Origin of the sequence: Albibacillus kandeliae (assembly GCF_003116585.1) — a bacterium.
In the GTDB taxonomy this organism is placed as follows: Bacteria; Pseudomonadota; Alphaproteobacteria; order Rhodobacterales; family Rhodobacteraceae; genus Albibacillus; species Albibacillus kandeliae.
Genome location: NZ_QEHM01000006.1, coordinates 367,719 through 391,057, shown reverse-complemented (window position 1 = coordinate 391,057; position 23,339 = coordinate 367,719). Strand labels below are relative to the sequence as shown.

Sequence of the window (23,339 nt, the reverse complement as noted above, 5' to 3'; positions counted from 1 at the left end):
CAACAAGGAGACCTGAGATGAAACTGTCGAATTTCCTGAGTGGCGGCCTGATCGCGGCGGCCATGGCGCTGGGGGCCGGGGCCGCCCAGGCGCAGATCAAGATCGCGCTGGACAGCCCGCCGGACCTCGAGGGGTCGGGGTCCTACGTCTGGGCGCATGCCTTTGCCACCTACCTGAACGAACACGGCATGGCCGCCGAAGAATTCCAGCGCGGCGCGCTGGGCGGCGATGACGAACTGTTCGACCAGGTCAGCCAGGGGCTGCTGGAAGTCTCGATGTCGCCGCTGAACATCGTCGGCTCCATCGACAAGCTGATCTACGGCCTGCGTCTGCCCTATTTCTTCAAGGACATGGCCGAGGTCGACCACGCGCTCTACGAAGGCGGGATGCTGGCCAAGATCAACGAGGACACCACGCCCGAGGGCGTCCGTGTGCTGGCCATGAACACGGTCGGACAGGCAAGCGGCATCTTCAATTCCAAGCACCCGGTGAACTCTGTCGCCGACATGGCGGGCCTGCGGATGCGCGCGCTGGACGAGAGCCAGATCGAGCTCTACGAGGCATGGGGCGCTGCGGGCACCATCGTCAGCTGGGCGGAAGTGCCGAACGCGCTGCAGACCGGCGTGGCCGACGGCTACATGAACCCGGCCTTCGTGCCGCTGCTGTTCGGGCACACCGACTTCCTCAAGTTCTTCACCGACGCGGCGGTTTCGCCCTCGCTGCGGATCACCATCGTCTCGGAAGACTGGTACCAGGGCCTGAGCGACGAAGAGCGCGCCACCGTCGACGCGGCTGCCGAAGCGGCGAACGCGGCGAACCGCGAATGGCTCGGGACGCAGGACGCGGTCATCGGCAAGCTCGAGGCGGCGGGTGTCGCTGTGGTCAAGCTGGACGAAGCCGCCCGTGCCGAGTTCCGCGAAGCCTCTACCCCAGCCTACAACAGCGATCTGATCAGTCAGGAAGAGATCGCCGAGTGGGAAGCGGCAAAGGGGAACTGAGCCGATGAAGGCCCTCGCCAGGACACTGGACCGGCTGTCATCGGTCCTGAACAGCATCGCCCTCTGGGGGGCGGTGCTGGCCGTGCTGGCCATGGTCTTTGCCGCCGGCTGGCAGGTGCTGGCACGCTACGTGCTGCAGTCGCCTCCGATCTGGACCGAGGAATTGGCGCGCCGCGCCATGGTCTGGGCCGGGATGCTGGGGGCGAGCTGCGCCTTCCGCGCGGCCAGCGACCCGACGCTGTTTCCGGCGATGCAGGCCGTGCGCGGGGCGCCGGGCATGGCGCTGGCCCTGATCCGCGCGGCGGGCGTCGTGGCCTTTGCCGGGCCGGTGATCTGGTTCTCGCTGTTCAACGGCCAGATGGACATGGCGCGCGGGTTTCTGGGCCGCAGCCTGAACCGGCAGGCCGAAATGCTGGACATCCCGATGGTCTGGTTCACCGCCGCCGTACCGCTCGCCTTTGCGCTGATCACGATTCACCTGCTGGCCCGCGTTCTGATGCAGGCCACCGGGCAACTGCCGGCGCCCGCGCCGGTGGCGATTTCCGAATAGGACGACTGAAATGAAGCTCTTCATCGCGGGTCTCAGCACCGAGACCAACTCGTTTTCTCCCCTGCCGACGGGCATGGCCTCGTTCGAGGAAGGGTCGATCCATCACGGCGACGCCACCCGCGACGCGCCGATGTACTGGACCGCGCCGCTGCACATCTGGCGCGAAAAGGCCGAGGCGCTGGGCTGGGAGGTGATCGAAAGCCTTTCGGCCCATGCGCAGCCCTCCGGCCCGACCGTGAAATCGGTCTACGAGGGGTTCCGCGACGAGATCGTGGCGGACCTGGAGAAGGCGGGCGGCGCGGACATTGTCCTGCTGGCGCTGCACGGGGCGATGATCGCGGACGGCTATGACGACTGCGAGGGCGACCTGATCGCGCACCTGCGCGCGGTCTGCCCCGATGCGGTGATCGGCGGCCTGCTGGACCCGCATTCGAACCTCACCGACAAGATGATGACCGAGGCCACGCTGCTCGTTGCCTTCAAGGAATACCCCCACGTGGACGTGCCGGAACGCGCGGCGGACCTGTTCCGCCTTGCCGCCGAGACGGCGGAGGGCAAGATCAGGCCGGTGATGCGCGAATGGGACTGTCGCATGATCGTCGCCATGCCGACGACCAAGCAGCCGATGCGCGGTTTCGTCGATGACATGCTGGCGCGCGAGGGGCAGGGCGGGGTCCTGTCGCTGTCGCAGATCCACGGCTTTCCGTGGTCGGATCACCCGCGCACCGGGGCCCATGCGGTTGCCATCTGTGACGGTGACGCCGGACAGGCCGCCGCCGAGGCCGAGGCGCTCGGCCAGCGGCTTTTTGCACTGCGCCACGAGTTGCACCAGATCAAGCCGGACATCGCCACCGCGCTCGACATGGCCGAGGCCGAGCCCGAGGGGCCGGTGGTGCTGGCCGACATGTCCGACAACGCGGGCGGTGGGGCTCCGTCAGACGCGACCTTCTTGCTGCGCGCTATGATCGAGCGGGGCATGACCAGTGTCGCGACCGGGCTGTTCTGGGACCCGATCGCCGTGCGCATCTGCAAGGAGGCGGGCGAGGGCGCGACGCTCAAGCTGCGTATCGGTGGCAAGTGCGGCCCGATGTCGGGCGATCCGCTCGACCTGGAAGTGACGGTGCGCCGGATCGCCTCGGGGCTGACCCAGCGCTTTGGCAAGCTGCCCGCGCCGATGGGCGAGGTCGTCTGGGTCGAGTACAAGGGCATCGACATCGTGCTGAACGATATCCGCAGCCAGACTTTCCACCCCGAAGCCTTCGAGCAATTGGGGATCGACCTGTCGCAGCGCCGGTATGTCTGCGTGAAGTCGTCGAACCACTACGAGGCCGGGTTCAACCCCATCGGCAAGAAGGTGATCGGCGTGGCGACGCCCGGTTCGATCACGCCGGATTATCCCAACATTCCCTATGTTATCCGCAAGAGGGACTATTTCCCCGCCATCGAGGATCCGTTTGCATCATGACCAATCCGTTGATTTCCGCCCGAGATGCCTTTGCCGCCGCCAACCCCGAGCAGCGCATCACGCTGAACGGCAACGAGTGGGGCTACATCGATGCGGGCGAGGGCCCGGCGCTGGTGCTGATCCCCGGCACGCTGGGGCGCGGTGATATCTTCTGGCAGCAGATCGAGGCGCTGCGGGGGCGGCTGCGCATCGTCGCGGTGACCTATCCGCAAACTGGCGGCGTGGCGGAGTGGAGCGACGACCTTGCCGCGCTCATGGATCACCTCGGCATCGCGCGCGCCTCGGTTCTCGGCTCGTCGCTGGGCGGTTACCTCGCCCAGTTCTTCGCGGCGACCTATCCGGAGCGGACCGAGCTGCTGTTCGCGGCCAACACGCTGCATTCGGCGACGGGTCTTTCCGAGCGCCCGCCCTATTCGAGCGACCTCGACGCGGCCCCCATCGAGGAGCTGCGCGCCGGGTTCGGTCGTGGGCTCGGGGTCTGGGCCGAGACCCATCCCGACCAGGGCGACCTCGTTGAATTGCTGATGCAGGAGGTGGGGGGACGCATTCCCGAGCCGGAACTGAGGATGCGCCTCAAGGCGCTGAAGTTCGCGCCCGAGCTGCCGCTGCTGGAATTGCCAGCGGACCGGCGGATCACGGTGGAGGGTGGAGACGACCCGCTGATCCCCGAGGAGATGCGCGCGGCGGTGCGGGCGCTGGTACAGCCCTCGGTCGCCTATCGCTATGCCTGGGGCGGGCATTTCCCCTACGCGGTGCGCCCGGCCGAGTATACCGCCATGCTGGAGCAGGCGCTGGGCCTCGATGTCACCGGACCCGACTGGGGCACCGGCGGGGAGCGCGAGCTGTGATCGTTCTGACCCACGAAGATGTCGCCGACCTGCTGCCGATGACCGAGGCCATCGAGGTTGTCGCGACGGTGATGAAGGGCGTCTCGGCCCGCACCGCGCAACTTCCGCTGCGGGCCATCGTGCCGGTCGGGGGCGACAACAAGATGGGCGTCATGCCCGGCTCGATTGCCGATCCGCAGTGCTACGGGGTCAAGCTGGTGAGCCTGTTCCCGGGCAACCCGGCCAAGGGGCTGTCCTCGCACCGGGGCGCCATCGTGCTGTTCGAGGCCGAGACCGGCGCGGCGGTGGCGATGATGGACGCGAGCCTGCTGACGGCGGTGCGCACGGCGGCGGCCAGCGCCGTGGCGACGCGCGCTCTGGCGCCCGAGCGGGCGGAGACGCTTGCGCTGATCGGCTATGGCGAACAGGCCGAGCATCACCTCGAGGCAATGCTGGCGGTCCGTCCGATCCGGCAGGTCGCGGTCGCGGGCCGGTCCGCCGAAAAGGCGGCGGCCTTTGCCGAGGCGGCGGCAAAGCACCACCCCGGGGTGCAGTTCACCAGCGGCGACGACCTGCGAGCGGCGGTCGAGGGGGCCGAGATCGTCTGCACGGTCACTGCCTCACCCGCGCCGATTGTCATGGGCGACTGGGTGCGGCCCGGCGCGCATGTGAACGTGGTAGGCTCATCTATCCCCTCGATGCGCGAGGTCGACGACCGCATGATCCAGCGCGGCGCGATCTGGGTGGATTACCTGCCCTCGACGCTGGCGCAGGCCGGCGAGATCGTCGACATGATCGCTGCCGGGTCCTTCCGCGCGGAGGACCTGAAGGGCGAGATCGGGGCATTGCTGTCGGGTGGGGTCGCCGGGCGAGAGAGTGCCGATCAGATCACCATCTACCGCTCGCTCGGGATCGCGGCGCAGGACCTTGCCGCAGCGCACCACGTGCTGGAGCGCGCCAAGGCAGAGGGGCGCGGACAGACCGTCCGTCTCTGACGCTGCCATCCGCTCCGGCAGCGGAGCGCGCACTTTATGCAAGAGACAGAAGGGGATCGGGCCCGCCCGGTCCCCTTTGTCGTGCGCGGTGGCTGCGGCTTTGCATCGGGGTCCGGATTGTGGCCATATGGCAGGGGAATGAACTCTGATTAATTTTTAGAAAGTAATTCCAATTTGGAAATTTATCCCATAACATCTTCCGAAGGAGGAGATTCGAAGTGACAGTCGCAGCCGTAACCCGTTGCCTTAACCTGCTTGAAGTGCTGGCCGGAGAGCGTGAGCCGGTCGAACTTTCCGAGCTGGCGGCCCGGCTCGATGTGCCGCCGAGCGCGGCGCACCGTCTTGTCACCACCCTTGCCGATCACGGCTGGGTCACGCAGGACCCCTCCAGTCAGAAATACGCCCTGTCGCTGCGCATGAGCACGCTGGCCTTCCGCAACCTCGATGGGCGCAACGTGCCTGACGTGGTGCAGGCCGCGCTGGACCGGCTGGCGACCGAGACCCGCGAATACTGCCGCCTTGCCATTCTCGAAGGGCAGGACCTGGTGTGGGTCGCACGGGCGCAGGGCGCGGTGACCGGCCTTCGCTACGACCCGGACATGGGGCAGGAGATCGTCCTGCACGCCACCGCCAACGGCAAGGCGTGGCTGGCGACCCTTCCCGAGGAAGAGGCGCTTGCCATCGTCTATTCGCGGGGCTTCAAGGCCAACCGCGAGCTGGGGCCGAACAGCGCCCGTACCATCGACGAACTGCGCGAGCGGCTCGAGGACACCCGGCGCCGGGGCTTCGGCACCTCGGTCGAAGAGGCCGAGGCAGGCACCGCCGCGCTGGCGGTGCCCTTCCGCTCGGGGCCGGACGAGTCCGATCCGGTCGCGGGAACCATTTCGATCGCGGGTCCGCTGGTCCGCATCCAGCCGGAGCGCTGGGAGGAACTGGCCGAGGCGCTGCACCGCTCCGCCGCCGAGATCAGCCAGCTCTGGCCGCTGCGGATGCGCCAGCGCGGCGTGAGTGACATGAAGCGGGTCGCCGCAGAGAAAACCGGAGCCGTCACATGACCGCCGTTTCCCCCCTTCGCCGTGTGCTGGAGCCGATCCTGTGGTTTGCCGGGCTGCTGCTGCTGTGGCAACTGCTGGTCCGCGCCTTCGACGTGCCGATCTTCGTGCTGCCCGCGCCGACCGACTTCCTCGCCGATATCGTCGAGGAACGGCAGCGGCTGTTCTATCACGGGCTGATCACCACCAAGCTGATCCTCATCGGGTTCGTGGCGGGGGCGGTACCGGGTGTGGTGCTGGCCTACCTGATCGCCAAGTTTCGCATCGCGGAGCGGATCCTCTATCCGATCGTGATCTTCATCCAAGGCCTGCCCAAGGTGACGCTGGCGCCGCTGATGCTGGTCTGGTTCGGCTTCAGCGACCTGCCCAAGGTGCTGCTGACGGCGCTCATCACCTTCTTTCCTGTGCTGGTCGACAGTGTGACCGGGTTCAAGTCCATCGACCCGCGCCAGTACTACCTGAGCCGGTCGGTCGGCGCCTCGTGGTGGCAGACCTTCCGCCTGTTCGAACTGCCCTCGGCGGCGCCGAGCATCTTCTCGGGGTTCAAGATCACCATCGTCATCGCGGTGACCGTCGTCATCGTCGTCGAATGGCTGAACTCGCAGAACGGGCTCGGCTACCTGGTGCTGCGCGCGATGGACAGTTCCAATACGCCCCTGATCTTCGCCGTGCTGGTGGTGGGGTCGGTGATCGGCGTGGTTCTGAGTTTCGGGATGGCGTTGCTGGAGCGCCTCCTGCTGCCGTGGCGGAGGTACTGAGCCGGCCGGCGGCAACATCTGCCAGTAAAAAGAGACGTTTGGGAGGAGACCAATGTATCGCTTCAAGAACCTGATTATAACCTCTGTCTGTGCCACGGCCGCATCGCTGGTCGCGGCGGGCGCCTTTGCCGCCGACAAGGTCACCATGCAGATGAACTGGACCGCTGACTCCGCGCACCTCGGGTTCGCGGTGGCGCAGGCCGAGGGCATCTATGCCGCCCATGACCTCGAGGTGACCCTCGTGGAAGGGCGCGGCTCGTCCGTCGCGGCACAGCTGGTCGCCACCGGGCAGGTGGAACTGGGCTATGCCGACACCGGCGCGGCGCTGAAGGTCGCTTCGCAGGGGGCACCGATCAAGATCGTCTCGACGATCTGGAAGTCGGGCCAGTTCGGGATCCAGTTCCTCGCCGACTCCGGCATCAAGGAGCCCAAGGACCTCGTCGGCAAGAAGCTGGCGGTTTCGCCCGGCTCGGCGATGATGCCGCTGATCCCGGTCTTCCTGAAGGCCAACGGCATTGCCGAGGGCGACGTGGAGCTGGTCACCGCATCGGAATCCGCCTTCCTCGGCCTGCTGACCTCGCATCAGGTCGACGCGGTCTCGCAGACGCCCGAGAACATCGTCGTTCCGCTGGCGGCGCAGGGCATCGAGGCGGGCAACATGTACTTCTATGACAATGGTGTGCCCATCGCGAGCCTCAGCCTGATCGCCCGCGAGGACAAGCTGGCGGCCAATGGCGACGTCTACAAGCGCTTCATCCAGGCGACGGCGGAGGGTTGGAAACAGGCGATGGCCGATCCCGACAAGGCGATTGACGACCTGCTGCAGATCTTCCCCGAGACCGAGAACTCGAAGGAGTCGCTGAAGCAGGCGGCCGTCTACAGCTTTGCCTCGGTCTGCCCGGGCGGTGCCGGTGACACCATCGGCGTGACCGCGCCCGAGACCTGGGACGAGATGTTCAGCGTCATGACCACGGCGATGGACCTGTCCTCGGACAAGCCGGTGACGACCTACTACACCAACGACTTCGTCCCGGCCGAGCCGGTGACCTGCCCGTAAGCGGGTGTAACGTGGCGGCGGGAGCGGGCGCCCCCGCCGCCCTTCATGACAGAGCGACAGGACAGGTTGGATGGCGACATCCCAAGATCATCACATCATGCCAATGCAGACGACCGGCCCAAATCCCGTGATCCACGCGCTGGGGCGCCTCTACGGCTCCTTCGTCGGGTCCTTCCTGATCGGTGCCGTGGCCATCGCGGCGTTGCTGGGCCTCTGGCAATGGCTGGCCGTGTGGTTCGAGGTTCCGACCTGGCTGGTGCCGAAACCCTCGGATTTCCTCGGGCGGCTGGTCGCGGACTGGCAGACCATCAGCTACCACGCGGGGGCGACCTCGCTGACCATTCTCGAAGGCTTCGCGCTGAGCGTGATCGTCGCGGTGCCGCTGGCGCTGGCCATCGTCTCGATCGCCGCGCTGGAGCGCGGGCTCTACCCGGTGATCGTGTTCCTGAACATCATGCCCAAGACGGTGATCGGGCCGATCCTGATCATCTGGTTCGGCATCGGACCGGTGGTGGCGGCGCTGATCGTCTTCCTGATGTGCTTCTTCCCGATCCTCGTCGACTCGATGTCGGGGTTCCGGGCGGTGGATCCGCGCCTGTTCTACATCTCGCGCTCGATGGGGGCGACCAGGTGGCAGAGCTTCTGGAAGTTCCGTCTGCCGGCGGCGATGCCGGCGATCTTTTCGGGCATGAAGATCGGCGTGGTGAAGGCGGTCGAGGGCGTGATCATCGCCGAGTTCATCGCCTCCAACAAGGGACTGGGCTTCATGATCATGCAGGCGTCGAGCTTCATGGACATGTCGCTGATGTTCGCCGGGCTGATCGCGGCGGCCATCGTGGCGCTGATCTTCAACGGCGCGATGGGCATCGCAGAGCGCGTACTCATGCCCTGGGGCAATGCCGGGCACTGAGGTGCCGCGCAGACAAAGGACCAAGACAATGGCACAGATGACCGAAACCACCCAGCCCCTGCAAAGCGCCCTTGGCGCCCACGGCAGCGGCCGCGCCGGGGCCTCGATCCACGCCAAGGGGATCACCAAGGTCTACGGGCAGGGCGGGGTGAGCCCGTTCCACGCGCTGGGCCCCATCGACCTCGACATCAAGCCGGGCGAGTTCGTCAGCCTGATCGGCCCCTCGGGCTGCGGCAAGAGCACGACGCTGCTGCTGACCTCCGGGCTGGAGCCGGTGTCGGACGGGACCGTGGAGGTCGACGGCAAGCCGCTGACCAAGCCGATCTCGGAGGTGGGGATCGTGTTTCAGGATCACCTGCTGCTCGACTTCCGGACCGCGATGCAGAACGTGCTGCTGCAGCAGGAGATCCGCAAGCTGGACGCCGAGAAGATCCGCGCGCGGGCCGAGATGCTGTTCGACCGGCTGGGCATCCGCGGATCCGAGAACAAGTACCCCCGGCAGCTTTCGGGCGGGATGCGGCAGCGTGTTTCGATCGCGCGGGCGCTGGTGCATGACCCCTCGATGCTGCTGATGGACGAGCCCTTCGGCGCGCTTGACGCGATCACCCGGACCCAGATCCGCCATGACCTCGAAATGCTGTGGCTGGAGACCAAGAAGACCGTGCTCTTCATCACCCACTCCATCGAGGAGGCGGTGGGCCTGTCGGACCGCGTGCTGGTGATGTCGCAGAGCCCCGGGCAGATCGTGGAGGAGATCAAGATCGACCTGCCGCGCCCGCGTCCGGCGCATCTGGGCGAGTACCCCGAGTTCTCGAAATACGCCGAACGCATCTACAAGATCTTCGCCAAGCTTGGCGTCTACAAGTTCTGACCGGCATGATCGACGTCGTCTTCAACCATGCGACCGTGCGCAATCGGGCCGACATGCTGCAGTTCCTCGACCTCTGTGCCGAGCGCGGGCTGGGCACGGTCTCGATCTGGGGCAACGAGATCGAGAAGGTGGGCGAGGCGCGTGCGCTGGAGGCGCTGAGGGCGCACGGGATGCGCGTGTCGGGGTACAACCGCATCGGCCCGTTCACGCCGGAGGGTCTGGGCAAGGCCCGGGCGGAGCTGGAGCGTGCGGCGCGGTTCGGCGCGGACCATGTGTTCCTGTTCACCGGCGGGCTGGCCAAGGGCGAGCGAGATCTTCCCCGCGCGCGAGACCGGGCCGAAGCGGCCATCGCCGGGCTGCTGCCGATGACGCTGGACCTCGGGCTGAAACTGGCCATCGAGCCGCTGCACCCGATGCTGGTGGGCGACCGCACGGTGATCGCCAGCCTTGGCCATGCCAATGATATCTGCGAGCGGCTGGGCGAGGGGGTCGGCGTTGTCATCGACGTCCACCACCTCTGGTGGGACGAACACCTTGAGGCCGAGATTGCCCGGGCGGGCAAGGCCGGGCGGATCCTCGGGTTTCACGTCAACGACTGGCTGATCCCGACGCGGCACCTGCTGACCGACAGGGGCATGATGGGCGATGGCATCATCGATCTTGCCGGGATCGAGGGCATGGTGCGCCGGGCCGGGTTCGCCGGGCCGATCGAAGTCGAGATCTTTTCGGAAGACTGGTGGCAGCGTGATCCGGCAGAGGTGATGGACATCGCGCTGGACCGCTGCAAGGCAATCTTCGGACGGGACCGGGCGGCATGACGGGCATGATCCCCAACCTCGACGGCGCCTCGCGGGTCTATGCCGTCTTCGGCGATCCGGTGGCGCAGGTGCAGACGCCGCGCCTGATCAACCCGATCTTTGCCGCCGCCGGGGTCAATACCTTTGCCGTGCCCTTCCATGTGACGCCCGCACAGTTCGGGGCAACGTGGGATGCGCTGGCGGCCCTCGACAGCATCGCCGGGATCGGGGTGACGGTGCCGCACAAGGTGGCGGCCGCCGAGCGCTGCGCCACGCTGACGCCGACCGCGCGGGCAGTGGGGGCGGTGAACTCGATCCAGCGCGGCGCCGATGGGCGGATGCATGGCGCCCTGTTCGACGGCATGGGCTTTGTCCTCGGGCTCGGCTCTGCGAGGGCGCGGCTCAGGGGCGCGCGGGTGTTGATGGTGGGTGCAGGCGGCGCGGGGCGGGCGATTGCCCACGCGCTGGCGGGCGAAGGGATCGCGGCACTGGGGTTGATGGACCTCGATGCGGCCTCGGTCCGCTTTACCGCCGATATGGTGAATGCGGTCACCGGGGCGAAGACGGCCTTTGCCGCCGATCCGGGCGAGGGCTTCGACTATGACGTGATCGTCAATGCCTCGCCCATCGGCATCAAGGGCGACGCCCGGTTCCCGGTTCCGGCCGAGGCGCTGACGGGCGACATGCTGGTGGCCGACATCGCCGCGTTGCAGGGCGACACTGCCTTGTTGCGCGATGCGAAGGCAGCGGGGGCCGCGACCTCGGACGGCAATGACATGCTGGAGGCGCAGATTGCCCTGATCGCCGGGTTTGCCGCCGGGCTGCCCGCGGGCGAGGCGCTCGGGCGCTGAGGCGGGGCCGGTTGCGACACCGGCCCGGCGATCATTAGCCCCAGAGCTCGCAGATATGGTCGGCGATGGCGCCGACCTGACCTTCGATCATGCGCAGTCCCGAGTGGACCTGAACCCCGCGCGCCTCGGCGGCGCGCAGCAGCGCGGTGACTTCGGGCTGCGCGATCACCTCGGCCATGGTCATTCCGGGGTGCAGCAGGGCCGGGTCCAGCGGCAGCGGATCGCTGTCCTTCAGCCCGAGCGAGGTTGCGTTGACGACCAGCTGCCCGGCCTGCGGCAGCGGATCGCCTGCGCGGGCGACCTCCCGCCCGAGGTCGGCGTTCACCTTGGCGACCAGCGCCTCGGCCTTGTCGCGCGTGCGGTTGGCCACGACAATCTCCGACGCCCCGGCCTCGGCCAGGGCAAAGGCAATGGCCACCGCCGCGCCGCCCGCGCCGACTATGAGGCAGCTCCGCCCCTCGATGGCGATGCCGGCAGTGAGCAGCCCGCGCACGAAGCCCGCACCGTCGAACTGGTAGCCGCGCAGGCTGCCGTCCGCCTCGCGCCGGACGAGGTTCACCGCGCCGACGCGCGCCGCCACCGGGTCGAGGCTGTCGCAGAGGTCCAGCGCCTGCTGCTTGTGGGGCAGGGTGATGCCGAACCCCACGAGGTTGGGCATGGCCCGCAGGCCCGCCCAGACGGTGGCAAGCTCGGCGCTCGGCACATGCAGGGGCACGCAGGCGATATCTGCGCCCTTGGCGGCAAAGATCGGGTTGATCGCGCCGGGGGTGCGGGCCTGCGCGATCGGGTCGCCGATCACGCCCATCAGCCGGGTGGTGCCGTTGATCGTCACTGCCACGACAGGTCCTCCCGTTTCAGCCAGACGAGGCTGCCGTCCTCGACCCCGACCACGAGGTCGAGCGTGCCGCGCCCGGCCCAGTCCACCGCCTCGGGCGAGGCGACATGCATGGCCATGGCGATGGTCTCGCCCTTGTGCTTCATCGGGACGGGCAGGGCAAAGCGTGGCTCCTCGGGCGTGCCCACGTTGCGGGAATAGAACAGCCCCGCCTGTCTGGTGGTGTTGCGCGGCGCGCCGGTCGCCGGGTCGTCGGGCACGCAGGCGCGGGCGTGGGTGCCAAAGATCAGGTCGGTGCGCCCGGTTCCTTCCCAGTCGCAGAGGCACAGCTTGACCCGGCCACGCCCGCCGCCGACGTCGACGGTAAAGCGGATCGTGCGGCCGTCTTCCCATGTCAGGTGCCGCTTGTCCGTCAGCTCGGTATCGGAGGCGCGGGTCCAATCCGAGAGGACGCCCTCGGCGTCGAGTGCGAGGTAGTGCAACTGGCCGCTGCCGGTCCAGTCCGTCACGGCGGGCCGGACCCGCCAGACCGTCTTGAGCGGCTTGCCCTCGTAGGTCAGCAGCTCCTCGCGGGCAAAGCGCGGCGGGGTCACGCCACCGCCGAGGTTGCGGAACAGCCGGTGGTAGCCGGTCACGTCGCTGCACAGGATGTCGCCGCGCCCGCTGCCGGTCCAGTCGGCGATGGTGGGGCAGGAATAGCCGAACATCTTTTCCGACGGCCCCTGGATCGAGCCGGTGAGGCCGGCGGCAATGCGGACGGGTTCGCCCCCGGCGGTCAGCATCACGTCCTTGCCGAGGTGGCGAGGGTCGTCGTCGCCCCGGTTCTCGTAGAACAGCAGCTCACCGGTGGAGTTGCCGACGACGAGGTCGGGACGTCCGTTGCCGGTGAAGTCATGCGCGGCCGGACTCGGCAGCACGCCCGCGTGGATCAGGGGTTTGGTGGTCTCGACCCTTCCGACCTTTTCGAACCGGGGCAGCCCATCTTCGCCCAGCCCGCGGTTGCGCAGGTAGGTGACATAGCCGTCTTCGGCCCCGACGAGGATGTCGAGCGTGCCGTCGCCGTTCCAGTCGGTGACGCAGGGCAGGTGGATGCACTGGTCAAGCTCCAGGGTCCGGTCGTCCGGCGTCTGGATCAGCCGGTTCGGCTCGAAATGCCCGTCAGGCCGCTGGCGCGCAATGTGGAGGATGTTCCAGAACTCCCCGGCCACAAGGCTCTGCTGGCCGGGCGTGAAGGCACCGAAGGCCGGGGCCAGCTGACCGTAAACCTCCAGCGGGGTATCGCCCGCCATCATCGGCCGGCCCTTGTCCAGCACCGGGGCGGCGAGGGTGCCGGTGTTCTTGAAGGCGTAGAGAAAGCCCCGCAGCGGACCGCCCAGCCAGCGCCCGGCGGCGTCGTAGCCGCGGTAACCGTGGTCGTTCCATTCCAGCCCGTTGGGCCAGTAGTCGTCCCACGAGTCGCTGCCCACGATCAGCTCGGGCACGCCATCGCCGTCGATGTCGTGAAAGCGTGCCATGTGGTAGTATTCGTTGCCCTTCACCCAGTCGGCGTCGAGCTCGAGCACGACGGGATCGCCGAAGGCGGGCGCGCCCTTGGTGCCGATGTTGGGGAACAGGTAGATCGTCTTGCGCATCCGCGAGGCCGAGACGAGGTGAAACACGTCACCGTCAGGCACCGCGGTCACGTAGCCGCGTACGCCCTCGACCTCTTCCTCTTCGCCGAGAATAGGAGTGCCGTCGTCATGGGTGCCGATCTGGCGGCGCAGGAAGACCTTGCCGTCATAGCAGGGGTCCCAGGCCGACAGCAGAAGGTCGCGGGTGCCGGTGCCGGACCAGTCCACCACGTCGACACAGGTGATGATCCGCCCGGCCACCGCTGCCGAGGTCACGTCGGGATGATACTCCAGCGCTTCCGCACCGTAGTCCGGACCGTGCCAGACCGTTGCGTCATCCTCCCATCTTTTGACGCTCACCTGATGAATCTCCTTGTTTCGCCTAAATTTGGAATGCTATTCTAAAAACAAAATTGATTACAAATCCATCCGAAAGAGGCAGAAATGCAAAAAAAAGCGGACGGCATCGTCCCGGTGATGCTCACGCCCTTCACCGACGACAATCGCATCGACTGGGAAGGGCTGGGCCGACTCGTCGACTGGTACGTGGATCATGGGGCCGACACCCTGTTCGCGGTGTGCCAGTCGAGCGAGATGCAGCGCCTGACCCTTGCGGAACGGGTCGAACTGGCGCGTAGGACGGTGGAGTTTGCCGCCGGTCGCGTGACGGTCATCGGCTCCGGACACATCAGCGACGCGCCCGAGGCGCAACGCGAGGAGCTGAAGGCGATGGCGGCGACCGGCGTCGACGCGATGGTCTTTGTCACCAACCACCTCGACCCGAACAACAGCGGGACCGAGGCGTTTCGCGCCGGACTGGACCTCGCGATGGGCAGCGTTCCGTCGGACATGCCGCTTGGTCTCTACGAATGCCCCGCGCCCTACCGACGCCTGCTGAGCGATGACGAGTTCAAGCTGTGCCGCGACTCGGGGCGCTTCGTGACGCTCAAGGACGTCTCCTGCGACATCGACACCGTCCGTCGCCGCGTGGCGATGGCCGATGGGTCGGACTTTGCCGTGGTGAATGCCAATGCCGCCATCGCCGCAGAGGCGATGCGCGCCGGGGGCAAGGGCTTTGCCGGGGTGTTCACCAACATCCATCCCGACCTCTACGCCTGGCTCTATGCCAACCGCGATGCCGACAGCGACCTGCGGCGGCGGCTGGAAGTCTTCCTCGCGCTGGCGGCGATGGCGGAACCGATGGGCTATCCGGGGCTGGCAAAGATTTATCACACGCGCCTCGGGACCTTCGGCTCGGCCCATTCGCGGGTGACCGACTTTGACATCACCGAGCGCTACTGGGCGGTCATGGACCTGCTGGAGCATATCGAGACCGGGACCACGCAGTTCCGGGCGGAGATCGCGGCGCAGGCGGTGGCATGACCATCCTCAACGTCGGGTCGATCAACTGGGACCGGGTCTTGCGAGTGCCGCATTTCCCGGCCCCGGGCGAGACACTTCAGGCCAGCTCGGTGCAGATCGGGTTGGGCGGCAAGGGACTGAACCAGACCGTTGCCATCACGCGCGCGGGCGGTGCCGTACGTCACGTGGGCGCGGTGGGGGCGAACGACCAGCGCGTTCGCGAGGCGCTCGCCGGATTGGGTGTGGACGGAGCAGGGATTGCCGGGGTCGAGGGCTGCGAGACGGGCAGCGCGACGATCTTCGTCGATGGCGAAGGCGAGAACCTGATCGTGCTGGACCCGGGCGCGAACCGCGCGATCCCGGACGAGGTCGTCGCGCAGGCGATCGGGGAGTCTGCCGCGGGGGACTGGCTGCTGATCCAGAACGAGACCAATCAGGCCGGAGACTGCGCACGGCTGGCCCGCGCCCACGGGATGCGCGTTGCGCTCTCCGCAGCGCCCTTCGTGGCCGAGGTGGTCGTGCCGCTGCTGGACACGGTGGACCTGCTGTCGGTCAACGCGGTGGAACTGCAACAGCTGGTCACGGCGGTCGGCGGAGAGGACAGGCTGCCCGCCGGGCTGGCGCTGCTGGTCACGCGCGGGGCGGAGGGGGCGGAGTACATCGCGCAGGGCCGGTCCCAGCGCGTCGATGCGCTTCGCGTGCCCGTGGTCGATACCACCGGGGCGGGGGACGTATTCCTCGGCGTCTTCCTTGCCGAGCTGGACCGCGACCGCCCGGTCGCGGCGGCTCTGGGACTCGCGTCAGCCGCTGCAGCCGTGCAGGTCGGCCGCAAGGGCGCGGTCGGGGCGATCCCGACGCGCGCCGAAGCCGAGGCGATGCTGGACCCGCGCTGAGGCTGCCTAACCGGCACGCCGCAGGATCAGCGCGCCGTGGTAGGCCGGGTCGCCATAGGCGCCCATGAGCATCAGGTTCTCCAGCGTCGTGGGGGTGCAGTCGATGTCGGCTATGCCCTCGCCATCCTCCGGCTCCGACCACGGGTCATTGACCAGAAACAGCCCATCACGCTCGGCATGGATCAGGATCCAGTGCGGGGCGTGGTGGTCGTGGGTGTGGCACTGGTCGATCAGCAGGATCACCTGCGCGCCGGTGCGCACGGCCTCGGTGAGTTGTTCGGGGGTGATGGCGGTTGGGATGATGGGCAGGCTCGCCTGCGCTTGTTCCCGGAACTCGGCCTGGACAAAGCGGATGATGCCCTTCTTTTCCTCGGTGCTGGCGCGGTCGACCAGCACGGCGTCGGTGGCGTCGAAGTAAACCGTCACGTCGAAGCCGCGTTTCGCGCAGGAGAGTGCGAGGCCGTAGGGGTCGCAGCCGCCGGGGCCGGTGAGGCTGACGATGGAGGTCGCCTCGCGCCAGATGGCGATTTCCTCGCTGCGCGACACCTCGGGGGCCATCGCCATGCAGAGCGAGACGGGGCCGCAGGTGAAGCCGGTGCTCTGTCGGTACTGGCCAGTCTCGTACTGGCTGACGACCTCGGGGCCGATCCAGCGCTGGGCATAGCCGCGCGCGGTGTCGGTAAGGGCGAGGTCGGCAATGGCCTCGGGCTGATCGGGGGTGGCGCGGAGCAGGCGGATACTCTCGGCCTCGGCGAAGGCGAGGACGCCCTCGGCCAGCGCGGTTCCGTGACCGTTCGCGTGCCAGCCGATCACCACGGCCATCTCGGAGGTGCGGCGCTGGCGCAGCACGGCGATGGCGGCGGGCGCGGCCGGGTCACCGATGCCGATGGCGTGGATGCGGGCGGCCTGCGGTCGTTGGGCCGGTGCGACCCCCTCGGGCAGGGCCTCGGGCGCGATGCGGAAGGGGGCGGTGGCAAGGGTCGTGGTCATCACGCGATCTCCGTGGCGAGGTGGGCAAGGCAGTCGCCGCGCTGGACGAGGCCCGGGTGGCGCAGGCAGAAGACGGTGCCCTCGCGTTGAAAATGCTGGTCGCTGGGCGCGTCGGCAAGGTCCTCCGTGCTCCAGATCGCGCCGCAGAGCGCGCCGCCGTCGATCCTGTCGCCAAGGTCCACCGCCGGTTCGAAGACGCCGGAGCGGGTGGCGTAGACGTAGTAGTCGCGCCCGGCGATGCGGTACTCGGCGGCGGCGGGGAGGTCGGGTGCCGGTTCGTCGATCAGCCCCCAGTGCGACAGCAGGCGACGAAGGCCGCGCTCGACCAGCCGCACGCCCCCGCGCGAGACCGAGCCGCCGCCGCCGAATTCGCCGCCGAGAGAGACGACCTGCTGGCGGTTTGCCTCGGAGGTCGAGAGGCGCGTGTCGGGGGAGTAGTCCCAGATCACGATGCGCTCGGCCCCGAAGGCGCGGGCAGAGGTCAGGGCGGTGTCGTCGAGGCTGGTGATGCCGCTACGGCGGGTGGAGACGAAGGGCAGGTACTGCAGAGAGGAGCCGCCCGCGTGGGTGTCGTGGTAGTAGTCGGACATCGGCAGCAGCACGGTGGAGACATAGTGCGCGATGGACGAGGTCGGCCCGTTGGCCGGATCACCGGGGTAGGCGCGATTGAGGTTGCCACCGTCCTCGGGCGAGGTGCGCAGCCCGGCGCGGAAGGCGGGGGCGTTCAGCATCGGCAGGGCGATGATGCGGCCCCGGACCTGCTCGGGCTTCAGCGAGTTCAGCAGGCGGCGGATGGCCACCGGTCCCTCGTATTCATCGCCGTGGGTGCCGCCGGTCAGCAGCACGGTGGGCCCGGGGCCGCCCGACATCACGGCGACGGGGATGGTGAGGACGCCATAGGCCGAGCGGTGCACCGAGTGGGGCAGGCAGAGGTCGCCGGTCTGGTAACCTTCGGCCTCGTAATCGACGGTGGCCCAGATCTGGGTGGTCAAGTCAGTGTCTCCTCGGTGAGGTCTTGCCTGCGCGCGGCGGCGCGGCGGTAGAGGTCGAGCGCGGCGGCCATGCGCGGCGTCGGTTCGGTGTGACGGCCCGCATGGGGCGGCAGGGTGTCGGTGTGCCAGCAGGCGACCGCGTGTTCGGGGCCGGACAGCGGGGGGACGCTGGCGGCGCATTGGGCGGTGGCGTGGGGGCAGCGGGTGCGAAAGGCGCAGCCGGAGGGGAGCGCCAGCGGGCTCGGCACCTCGCCCGAAAGCGCCGCGCCGGGGCCGGTGGTGCCGGGCAGCGGCTCGGGCGTGGCCGAAATCAGCGCGCGGGTATAGGGGTGGCGCGGGTGGTCGAAGACCTGCTCGGTCGGGCCCTCCTCGACGATGCGGCCAAGGTACATGACCGCGACCCGGTGCGAGATGTGCCGCACCAGCGACAGCCCGTGCGAGATGAACAGCAGGCTGACGCCGGTCCGGCGCTGGATGTCCTGCAACAGGTTGGCGATCTGGGCCTGCACCGAGACGTCGAGGGCCGAGACCGCCTCGTCGCAGACGATCAGGCGCGGCTCGGCGGCGAGCGCCCGGGCGATGGCGACGCGCTGGCGTTGACCGCCGGAGAGCTCGTGCGGATAGCGTTCGGCGAGCGCCGGGCGCAGGCCGACGAGGGTCAGCGTTTCGGCCACCCGGCGGCCAACATCGCGCCGCTCGACCAGACCATGCAGCAGGGCGGGTTCGGCGATGAGGTCGCCAACGCTCATGCGCGGGTTCAGCGAGCCAAAGGGGTCCTGAAACACTACCTGGATCTGACGGGCGCGGGCCTTGCCCTTCAGCGCAGGCTTGCCCTCGACCAGCAGCTCGCCCGAGGTCGCGGGCAGCAATCCGGCCACGATCCGCCCGAGCGTGGACTTGCCGCAGCCGGACTCCCCGACCAGCGCAAGGGTCTCGCCCGGGTGCAGCACGAGGTCGATCCCGTCCAGCGCGCGCAGGGTCCGGCGACGGCCCAGCACGCCGCCGCGCAGGTGAAAGTCGCGGGTCACGTCGCGCAGGGTCAGCAGGGTCATGCGCGCGTCTCCAGCGTTTCCAGCAGCGGGGCATAGTGGCAGGCCGAGCGGCGGTTGCCTGCCAGCGGGCGCAGGTCGGGACGCTGGGTCGCACACCTGTGGTCGGCAAAGGGGCAGCGCGGGTGGAAATGGCAGCCCGGGGGCATCTGGCGCAGGTCGGGCACCGTACCGGCGATGGGCAGCATCGCGGCACCGCGCTGGTTCAGCTGGGGCATCGAGCCGAGCAGGCCGAGGGTGTAGGGATGCTCGGGGCTCTCGAACAGGTCGGAGGCGCTGGCGGTCTCGACCATGCGGCCCGCGTAGAGCACGGCGACACGGTCGGCCATCTCGGCCACGACGCCCATGTCGTGGGTGATGAAGAGCGTCGCGGTGCCGTTGTCGCGGGCGAGGTCGCGGATCAGGTCGAGGATCTGGGCCTGCACGGTCACGTCGAGCGCGGTGGTCGGCTCGTCGGCGATCAGCAGGCGGGGGCGGTGGATCAGGGCCATGGCGATGAGCGCGCGCTGGCGCATGCCGCCGGAGAGTTCGTGCGGATAGGCGCGCACCCGCAGTTCGGGCGAGGGGATGCCAGTGGCCGCCAGCGCCTCGATCGCGCGGGCGCGGGCCTTGGGCGTCGGGATGTCCTCGTGCAGTCGGATCGCCTCGATCAGCTGGTCGCCGATGCGCTGGACCGGGTTCAGCGCGGTCGAGGGCTCCTGAAAGATCATCGCCATGTCGCGCCCGCGCAGGTCGCGGCGGGTGCGTTTCGACATGGCCTGCAGGTCTTCGCCGTCGAAGATCAGGCCGCTGGCGGTGAGCTCTGCGGTGGGCGGCAGCAGGCCCATCACGGCGAGCGACAGGACGGACTTGCCCGAGCCGCTCTCGCCCACCACGGCGACCGTCTCGCCGGGGCGGATCGAGAGGCTGATGCCGTCGAGCGCGGGCAGCGGCCCGCTGTCGGTGCGGAAGGTGACCGAGAGGTTCTCGACCGTGAGGAGCGGCGGGGCGGTCATGACGGAGTCGGGCAGGGTCATGTGTTTCACGAGGCCCTCCGGTCGCCCGCGTCGCGCAGCGCATCGCCGAGCAGGTTGAAGGAGAGGACGATCACGAAAATCAGGATCGAGGCGGCGGTGGAGACATGCGGTGCGATGAAGAGGAACGAGCGCCCCTCGGCGGCGATGGAGCCGAGTTCGGCCGTGGGCGGCTGCAGGCCGAGCCCGAGGAAGCCGAGGGTGGCGGCCAGCAGCACAGCATCGCCGAAGGCCAGCGTGGTGTAGGTGAGGATCGGCGGGTAGGCGTTGGCCAGCAGGTAGCGGCCGAGCAGGCTGCGGTCGGGCAGACCGATAGAGCGACCGCTGTCCATGTAGTCCTGCGCCATGACCGAGAGCGCGGCACCGCGCGAGATGCGGGCGATGCCGGGCATGACCGAGAGGCCGACGGCGATGATCAGGCTGTCGAGGCCGGGGCCGAGGATGGCGGCGAGCGAAAGGCCGAAGAGGATCGAGGGGAACGAGAGGAACACGTCGATCACCCGCATGAACACCCCGTCGAGGCGGCGGTAGAAGGCGGCGCAGAGGCCGATCGCCCCGCCGAGCAGCGCCCCGAAGGCCGTCCCGGCGCAGCCGATCAGCAGCGTGGTGCGGGCGCCGTAGAGCAGGCGGGTCAGCAGGTCGCGGCCCTGGCTGTCGGTGCCGAGGAGGTGCTCGGCGCTGGGCGGCTTCAGGCGCTGACGCAGGGCCGTCTCGTAAGGGTCGAAGGACGTGAGCCAGGGGGCGAAGATGGCGGCCAGCGCGATCAGGATCAGCACGCCGAGCGCAATCGTCACCATCGGATTGCGGCGCAGCCGCCGCCAGGTGCGCGAGCCGCTGCCGGTATAGGTCGCGTCGGTCATGATCTGGACCCGATGCGCGGGTCGGCGAGTTCGTTCAGCACGTCGACGGTGATGTTCACGAGGATGAAGGCCGAGGCGAGGAAGATGATCGCGCCCTGTGCCATCGGGTAGTCGCCGGTGATGATCGAGCCGACGGCGAGGCGGCCGACACCGGGCCATGAGAAGATGGTCTCGGTCACCACGGCGCCGCCCATCAGCGTGCCGACCTGCAGGCCGACGAGGGTGATGATCGGCAGAAGGGCGGTGCGCAGCGCGTGGTTCAGCACGACACGAAGCTCGGAGGCGCCCTTGGCGCGGGCGGTGCGCACATGGTCGGCATGCAGCGCGTCGGACAGGGTGGTGCGGGTCATCCGCGCAACGGGGCCGACGAGGATCAGGCCAAGCGCGGTGGCGGGCAGCAGGATGTGAGACAGGCCCTCGGCGGTCCAGAGCGGCCCGCCGCGCCCCTGGATCGGAAAGGCGCGGGTGCGGGCGGCGAACTGGATCATCAGCAGGCCGACCCAGAAGACGGGGACCGAGACGCCCATGACCGAGACGGCCATGACGAGCCGGTCGACGATGCCGCCCCGGCGCAGCGCGGCGAGGATGCCGAGGGCCAGCGCGGTGGGCACGGCCCAGATCATCGCGGCGCACATCAGCTCGATGGTCGGCCCGGCGGCGCGCAGGAGTTCGGCGGAGACCGAGGCGTTGTTGATCACGGACTGGCCCATGTCGCCGGTGACGACCCGGGAAATGTACCAGACGAATTGCAGCAGGATCGGCTGGTCGAGCCCGAGGTGACGGCGGATGGCCTCGATCTCGTCGTCGGTGCCCTGCGGTCCGGCGATGGCGACCGCGGGGTCGGCGGGGATCACCTGAAGCATCAGGAAGCCGATCAGCAGGACACCTGCGAGAACGATCAGGGAGATTCCGGCGCGGCGGAGCAGTCTGGCGATCATGCTTGGGGTCTCCGGATGTGCCACGGCCCCCGGGGGAGGCCGTGGCGGCTGGCGTGAGTGGCAGTCATCAATTCAATTCGAGGTTCAGGCCGGTCCCGAAGGCCGCCCCCGAGATCCCGGCGGGCTGGAACTCCTTGAGGCGCGGACCGATGGCCACAGTGGGCTTCTCCAGCAGCAGGGGCTTCCACAGGATCGACTCGTGCAGGTGCTTGCCGAGCGCCATGAACGCCTTGGCGCGAGCCTCGTCGTTCACCGCGCTGTTGCCTTCGGCCAGCAGCTTGTCGGTCTCTGCGTCGTCCCACATCATCCGGTTGGGCGAGGGGATCGAGTCGGACGAGAAGTAGAGGTTCAGCGCGTCGCCTGCGTTCAGGTAGGGATAGTCCATCTGGTAGAGGTCATAGGTCTGCTCGCGCAGCTTGGCCCAGATCGCGGTCGAGTCGTAGAGTTCGACGTTCAGGTCGATCCCCGCCTTGCGCAGGTCGCCCTGGATCGCCTCGGCCTGTTCCCGCGAAGTGTTGAAGCCGTAGTAGGTAAGCGCGAGTTTCTCGCCGTCCTTCTGCCAGAACCCGTCGCTGCCCATGGTGAAGCCTTCCTCTTCCAACAGCGCCTTGGTCTTGTCCGGGTCGTAGGCGAAGGGCGCGAGGTCGGTGGACGGGTCGAAGTCGAGCGCATCCTCGGAATAGTAGGCCTCGGCGGGCTTTACCGTGCCGAAGAAGATCGCATCGGCAATCGCACCCTGGTCGATGGCGTGGCTCACCGCCTCGCGGACCTTGATGTCCTGCATGAACGGCCGGGTGACCTTCATCCCGACGTAGTGGGTGCGGAAGCTGGCGACCGGCTGGATCAGCTTGAAGCCGGGGTCGGCCTCGAACTGGGCAAAGGCCCAGGCGGGCAGGGCGTAGGTGCCGTCGATCTCGCCCGCCTGAAGGCTGGCCACTAGGGTCGCTTCCTCGGGGATGATCTTCCACACCACCTCGTCCACCTTGGCCGGGCCGGTGTTGCCCAGTGCGGCGGTGCCCCAGGCGTAGCCTTCGTGTTTCTTCAGCACGAGGCTGTCGTTCGGGGTCCAGCTGTCGAAGCAGTAGGCGCCGGTGCCGTTGAAGGCCTTTACGCCAAAGTCATCGCCAAGGGACGCGGCCTGTTCGGGATCGATGATGATGAAGTTGAACTGGGCCATCTGGTAGAGCAGGCCCGAGCTCGGCGACTTGAGCTTGTAGACGACGGTGTAGTCGTCCGGCGCGGTGATGCTGTCGACGGTGCCCGCCTTCCACGCGCTGACATAGGGTCCTTCGGGGGTGAGCCAGCGCTCCATGCTGCCGACCACGTCCTTGGCGGTGAAGGCCTTGCCGTCGCAATAGGTCACGTCCTTGCGCAGGTGGAAGGTATAGGTCAGCCCGTCGTCGGACAGTTCCCAGCTTTCGGCGAGGGCCGGTTCGACGGTCTTGAGGTCATGCGACAGCGTCACCAGCGTGTCGCCCATCATGTAGAGGACTTCGGCGGCGGCAAGGGCGCTGGAGCGCTGCGGATCGTAGCGGTCGGCGTCCGAGGTGCGGCCGATGGTGACGGTGCCCTCGGCCTGCGCGGCGCCGGCGGCGGTGATCGCGGCGAGCGCTACGCCGCCGGCCAGGCGCGCAAGACTGGATGTGCGGGAAAGTGACATGGGGGT

At 68.3% G+C, this 23,339-nt stretch carries 23 protein-coding genes; 14 read left to right on the top strand and 9 right to left on the bottom strand.

From position 1 onward, the window contains the following. The first annotated feature begins 17 nt into the window (after positions 1 to 17). The 12 genes from DDT93_RS15235 (at position 18) to DDT93_RS15180 (ending at position 11,131) form a co-directional block, all read left to right on the top strand. On the top strand, positions 18 to 998 hold the full coding sequence (locus tag DDT93_RS15235) for a TRAP transporter substrate-binding protein (protein WP_232825466.1): 981 nt from the start codon (positions 18 to 20) through the stop codon (positions 996 to 998). A 4-nt stretch (positions 999 to 1,002) separates the two neighbouring features. After that, entirely contained in the window at positions 1,003 to 1,548 is a 546-nt protein-coding gene (locus tag DDT93_RS15230) for a TRAP transporter small permease (protein WP_109466699.1), read from the top strand. Between the two features lie 10 nt (positions 1,549 to 1,558). Then, a complete protein-coding gene (locus DDT93_RS15225) occupies positions 1,559 to 3,013 on the top strand; it encodes a M81 family metallopeptidase (RefSeq protein ID WP_109466698.1) in 1,455 nt (484 codons plus the stop codon). Beyond that, the gene (locus DDT93_RS15220; RefSeq protein ID WP_109466697.1) at positions 3,010 to 3,861 is read left to right on the top strand and encodes an alpha/beta fold hydrolase; all 852 of its coding nucleotides are present in this window, start codon (positions 3,010 to 3,012) and stop codon (positions 3,859 to 3,861) included. Before DDT93_RS15225 ends, DDT93_RS15220 begins: the two co-directional genes overlap by 4 nt. Further along, complete coding sequence (locus tag DDT93_RS15215) at positions 3,858 to 4,835, top strand: ornithine cyclodeaminase family protein (RefSeq protein ID WP_109466696.1); 978 nt, start codon at positions 3,858 to 3,860, stop codon at positions 4,833 to 4,835. The genes DDT93_RS15220 and DDT93_RS15215 overlap by 4 nt, the downstream gene beginning before the upstream one ends. A 218-nt stretch (positions 4,836 to 5,053) precedes the next feature. Continuing rightward, on the top strand, positions 5,054 to 5,890 hold the full coding sequence (locus tag DDT93_RS15210) for an IclR family transcriptional regulator (RefSeq protein ID WP_109466695.1): 837 nt from the start codon (positions 5,054 to 5,056) through the stop codon (positions 5,888 to 5,890). Then, entirely contained in the window at positions 5,887 to 6,645 is a 759-nt protein-coding gene (locus DDT93_RS15205) for an ABC transporter permease (protein ID WP_109466694.1), read from the top strand. The genes DDT93_RS15210 and DDT93_RS15205 overlap by 4 nt, the downstream gene beginning before the upstream one ends. A gap of 52 nt (positions 6,646 to 6,697) precedes the next feature. After that, positions 6,698 to 7,702, top strand: a complete 1,005-nt coding sequence (locus DDT93_RS15200; protein ID WP_109466693.1) for an ABC transporter substrate-binding protein — start codon at positions 6,698 to 6,700, stop codon at positions 7,700 to 7,702. 70 nt (positions 7,703 to 7,772) lie between these two features. Then, entirely contained in the window at positions 7,773 to 8,612 is an 840-nt protein-coding gene (locus DDT93_RS15195; RefSeq protein WP_109466692.1) for an ABC transporter permease, read from the top strand. Between the two features lie 28 nt (positions 8,613 to 8,640). Continuing rightward, positions 8,641 to 9,483, top strand: coding sequence for an ABC transporter ATP-binding protein (locus DDT93_RS15190; protein WP_198654860.1), 843 nt, complete (start codon positions 8,641 to 8,643; stop codon positions 9,481 to 9,483). Positions 9,484 to 9,488: 5 nt separating this feature from the next. Continuing rightward, complete coding sequence (locus DDT93_RS15185; RefSeq protein ID WP_109466691.1) at positions 9,489 to 10,301, top strand: sugar phosphate isomerase/epimerase family protein; 813 nt, start codon at positions 9,489 to 9,491, stop codon at positions 10,299 to 10,301. Next, positions 10,298 to 11,131, top strand: a complete 834-nt coding sequence (locus DDT93_RS15180; RefSeq protein WP_109466690.1) for a shikimate dehydrogenase family protein — start codon at positions 10,298 to 10,300, stop codon at positions 11,129 to 11,131. The genes DDT93_RS15185 and DDT93_RS15180 overlap by 4 nt, the downstream gene beginning before the upstream one ends. Positions 11,132 to 11,165: 34 nt before the next feature. Here DDT93_RS15180 and DDT93_RS15175 read toward each other — a convergent pair whose 3' ends face one another. Together DDT93_RS15175 and DDT93_RS15170 are read right to left on the bottom strand one after the other, a co-directional pair. Beyond that, a complete protein-coding gene (locus DDT93_RS15175) occupies positions 11,166 to 11,969 on the bottom strand; it encodes a shikimate dehydrogenase family protein (protein ID WP_198654859.1) in 804 nt (267 codons plus the stop codon). Next, positions 11,960 to 13,936: an FG-GAP repeat domain-containing protein gene (locus DDT93_RS15170; RefSeq protein WP_109466689.1), complete on the bottom strand. Its 1,977-nt coding sequence runs from the start codon at positions 13,934 to 13,936 to the stop codon at positions 11,960 to 11,962. Before DDT93_RS15170 ends, DDT93_RS15175 begins: the two co-directional genes overlap by 10 nt. Positions 13,937 to 14,020: 84 nt before the next feature. Here DDT93_RS15170 and DDT93_RS15165 point away from each other — a divergent pair, with 84 nt between their 5' ends. Both DDT93_RS15165 and DDT93_RS15160 read left to right on the top strand, forming a co-directional pair. Continuing rightward, positions 14,021 to 14,959: a dihydrodipicolinate synthase family protein gene (locus DDT93_RS15165; protein WP_109466688.1), complete on the top strand. Its 939-nt coding sequence runs from the start codon at positions 14,021 to 14,023 to the stop codon at positions 14,957 to 14,959. Beyond that, positions 14,956 to 15,831, top strand: coding sequence for a ribokinase (locus tag DDT93_RS15160; RefSeq protein WP_109466687.1), 876 nt, complete (start codon positions 14,956 to 14,958; stop codon positions 15,829 to 15,831). The genes DDT93_RS15165 and DDT93_RS15160 overlap by 4 nt, the downstream gene beginning before the upstream one ends. Before the next feature lie 6 nt (positions 15,832 to 15,837). On the opposite strand, the gene DDT93_RS15155 is transcribed toward DDT93_RS15160, so the two are convergent. From DDT93_RS15155 to DDT93_RS15125, 7 genes are all read right to left on the bottom strand, one after another. Next, on the bottom strand, positions 15,838 to 16,821 hold the full coding sequence (locus DDT93_RS15155; RefSeq protein WP_109466686.1) for a peptidase C39 family protein: 984 nt from the start codon (positions 16,819 to 16,821) through the stop codon (positions 15,838 to 15,840). Further along, positions 16,821 to 17,813, bottom strand: a complete 993-nt coding sequence (locus DDT93_RS15150; RefSeq protein WP_109466685.1) for a succinylglutamate desuccinylase/aspartoacylase family protein — start codon at positions 17,811 to 17,813, stop codon at positions 16,821 to 16,823. The genes DDT93_RS15155 and DDT93_RS15150 overlap by 1 nt, the downstream gene beginning before the upstream one ends. Next, positions 17,810 to 18,865 carry an ABC transporter ATP-binding protein gene (locus DDT93_RS15145; RefSeq protein WP_109466684.1) on the bottom strand — a complete coding sequence of 352 codons (1,056 nt, stop codon included), beginning with the start codon at positions 18,863 to 18,865 and terminating at the stop codon, positions 17,810 to 17,812. The genes DDT93_RS15150 and DDT93_RS15145 overlap by 4 nt, the downstream gene beginning before the upstream one ends. After that, complete coding sequence (locus tag DDT93_RS15140; RefSeq protein WP_232825475.1) at positions 18,862 to 19,878, bottom strand: ABC transporter ATP-binding protein; 1,017 nt, start codon at positions 19,876 to 19,878, stop codon at positions 18,862 to 18,864. The genes DDT93_RS15145 and DDT93_RS15140 overlap by 4 nt, the downstream gene beginning before the upstream one ends. Before the next feature lie 5 nt (positions 19,879 to 19,883). After that, complete coding sequence (locus DDT93_RS15135) at positions 19,884 to 20,735, bottom strand: ABC transporter permease (protein ID WP_109466683.1); 852 nt, start codon at positions 20,733 to 20,735, stop codon at positions 19,884 to 19,886. Then, on the bottom strand, positions 20,732 to 21,673 hold the full coding sequence (locus DDT93_RS15130) for an ABC transporter permease (RefSeq protein WP_109466682.1): 942 nt from the start codon (positions 21,671 to 21,673) through the stop codon (positions 20,732 to 20,734). Before DDT93_RS15130 ends, DDT93_RS15135 begins: the two co-directional genes overlap by 4 nt. A gap of 67 nt (positions 21,674 to 21,740) precedes the next feature. Continuing rightward, positions 21,741 to 23,333, bottom strand: coding sequence for an ABC transporter substrate-binding protein (locus DDT93_RS15125; RefSeq protein ID WP_109466681.1), 1,593 nt, complete (start codon positions 23,331 to 23,333; stop codon positions 21,741 to 21,743). Positions 23,334 to 23,339: the final 6 nt, after the last annotated feature.

Coding starts and splice junctions, on each gene's coding strand:
- DDT93_RS15190 (WP_198654860.1), top strand. CDS start 8,641: ATGGCACAGATGACCGAAACCACCCAGCCCCTGCAAAGCGCCCTTGGC.
- DDT93_RS15185 (WP_109466691.1), top strand. CDS start 9,489: ATGATCGACGTCGTCTTCAACCATGCGACCGTGCGCAATCGGGCCGAC.
- DDT93_RS15165 (WP_109466688.1), top strand. CDS start 14,021: ATGCAAAAAAAAGCGGACGGCATCGTCCCGGTGATGCTCACGCCCTTC.
- DDT93_RS15200 (WP_109466693.1), top strand. CDS start 6,698: ATGTATCGCTTCAAGAACCTGATTATAACCTCTGTCTGTGCCACGGCC.
- DDT93_RS15130 (WP_109466682.1), bottom strand. CDS start 21,673: ATGATCGCCAGACTGCTCCGCCGCGCCGGAATCTCCCTGATCGTTCTC.
- DDT93_RS15140 (WP_232825475.1), bottom strand. CDS start 19,878: ATGACCCTGCCCGACTCCGTCATGACCGCCCCGCCGCTCCTCACGGTC.
- DDT93_RS15220 (WP_109466697.1), top strand. CDS start 3,010: ATGACCAATCCGTTGATTTCCGCCCGAGATGCCTTTGCCGCCGCCAAC.
- DDT93_RS15205 (WP_109466694.1), top strand. CDS start 5,887: ATGACCGCCGTTTCCCCCCTTCGCCGTGTGCTGGAGCCGATCCTGTGG.
- DDT93_RS15225 (WP_109466698.1), top strand. CDS start 1,559: ATGAAGCTCTTCATCGCGGGTCTCAGCACCGAGACCAACTCGTTTTCT.
- DDT93_RS15160 (WP_109466687.1), top strand. CDS start 14,956: ATGACCATCCTCAACGTCGGGTCGATCAACTGGGACCGGGTCTTGCGA.
- DDT93_RS15180 (WP_109466690.1), top strand. CDS start 10,298: ATGACGGGCATGATCCCCAACCTCGACGGCGCCTCGCGGGTCTATGCC.
- DDT93_RS15195 (WP_109466692.1), top strand. CDS start 7,773: ATGGCGACATCCCAAGATCATCACATCATGCCAATGCAGACGACCGGC.
- DDT93_RS15230 (WP_109466699.1), top strand. CDS start 1,003: ATGAAGGCCCTCGCCAGGACACTGGACCGGCTGTCATCGGTCCTGAAC.
- DDT93_RS15155 (WP_109466686.1), bottom strand. CDS start 16,821: ATGACCACGACCCTTGCCACCGCCCCCTTCCGCATCGCGCCCGAGGCC.
- DDT93_RS15135 (WP_109466683.1), bottom strand. CDS start 20,735: ATGACCGACGCGACCTATACCGGCAGCGGCTCGCGCACCTGGCGGCGG.
- DDT93_RS15125 (WP_109466681.1), bottom strand. CDS start 23,333: ATGTCACTTTCCCGCACATCCAGTCTTGCGCGCCTGGCCGGCGGCGTA.
- DDT93_RS15235 (WP_232825466.1), top strand. CDS start 18: ATGAAACTGTCGAATTTCCTGAGTGGCGGCCTGATCGCGGCGGCCATG.
- DDT93_RS15145 (WP_109466684.1), bottom strand. CDS start 18,865: ATGACCCTGCTGACCCTGCGCGACGTGACCCGCGACTTTCACCTGCGC.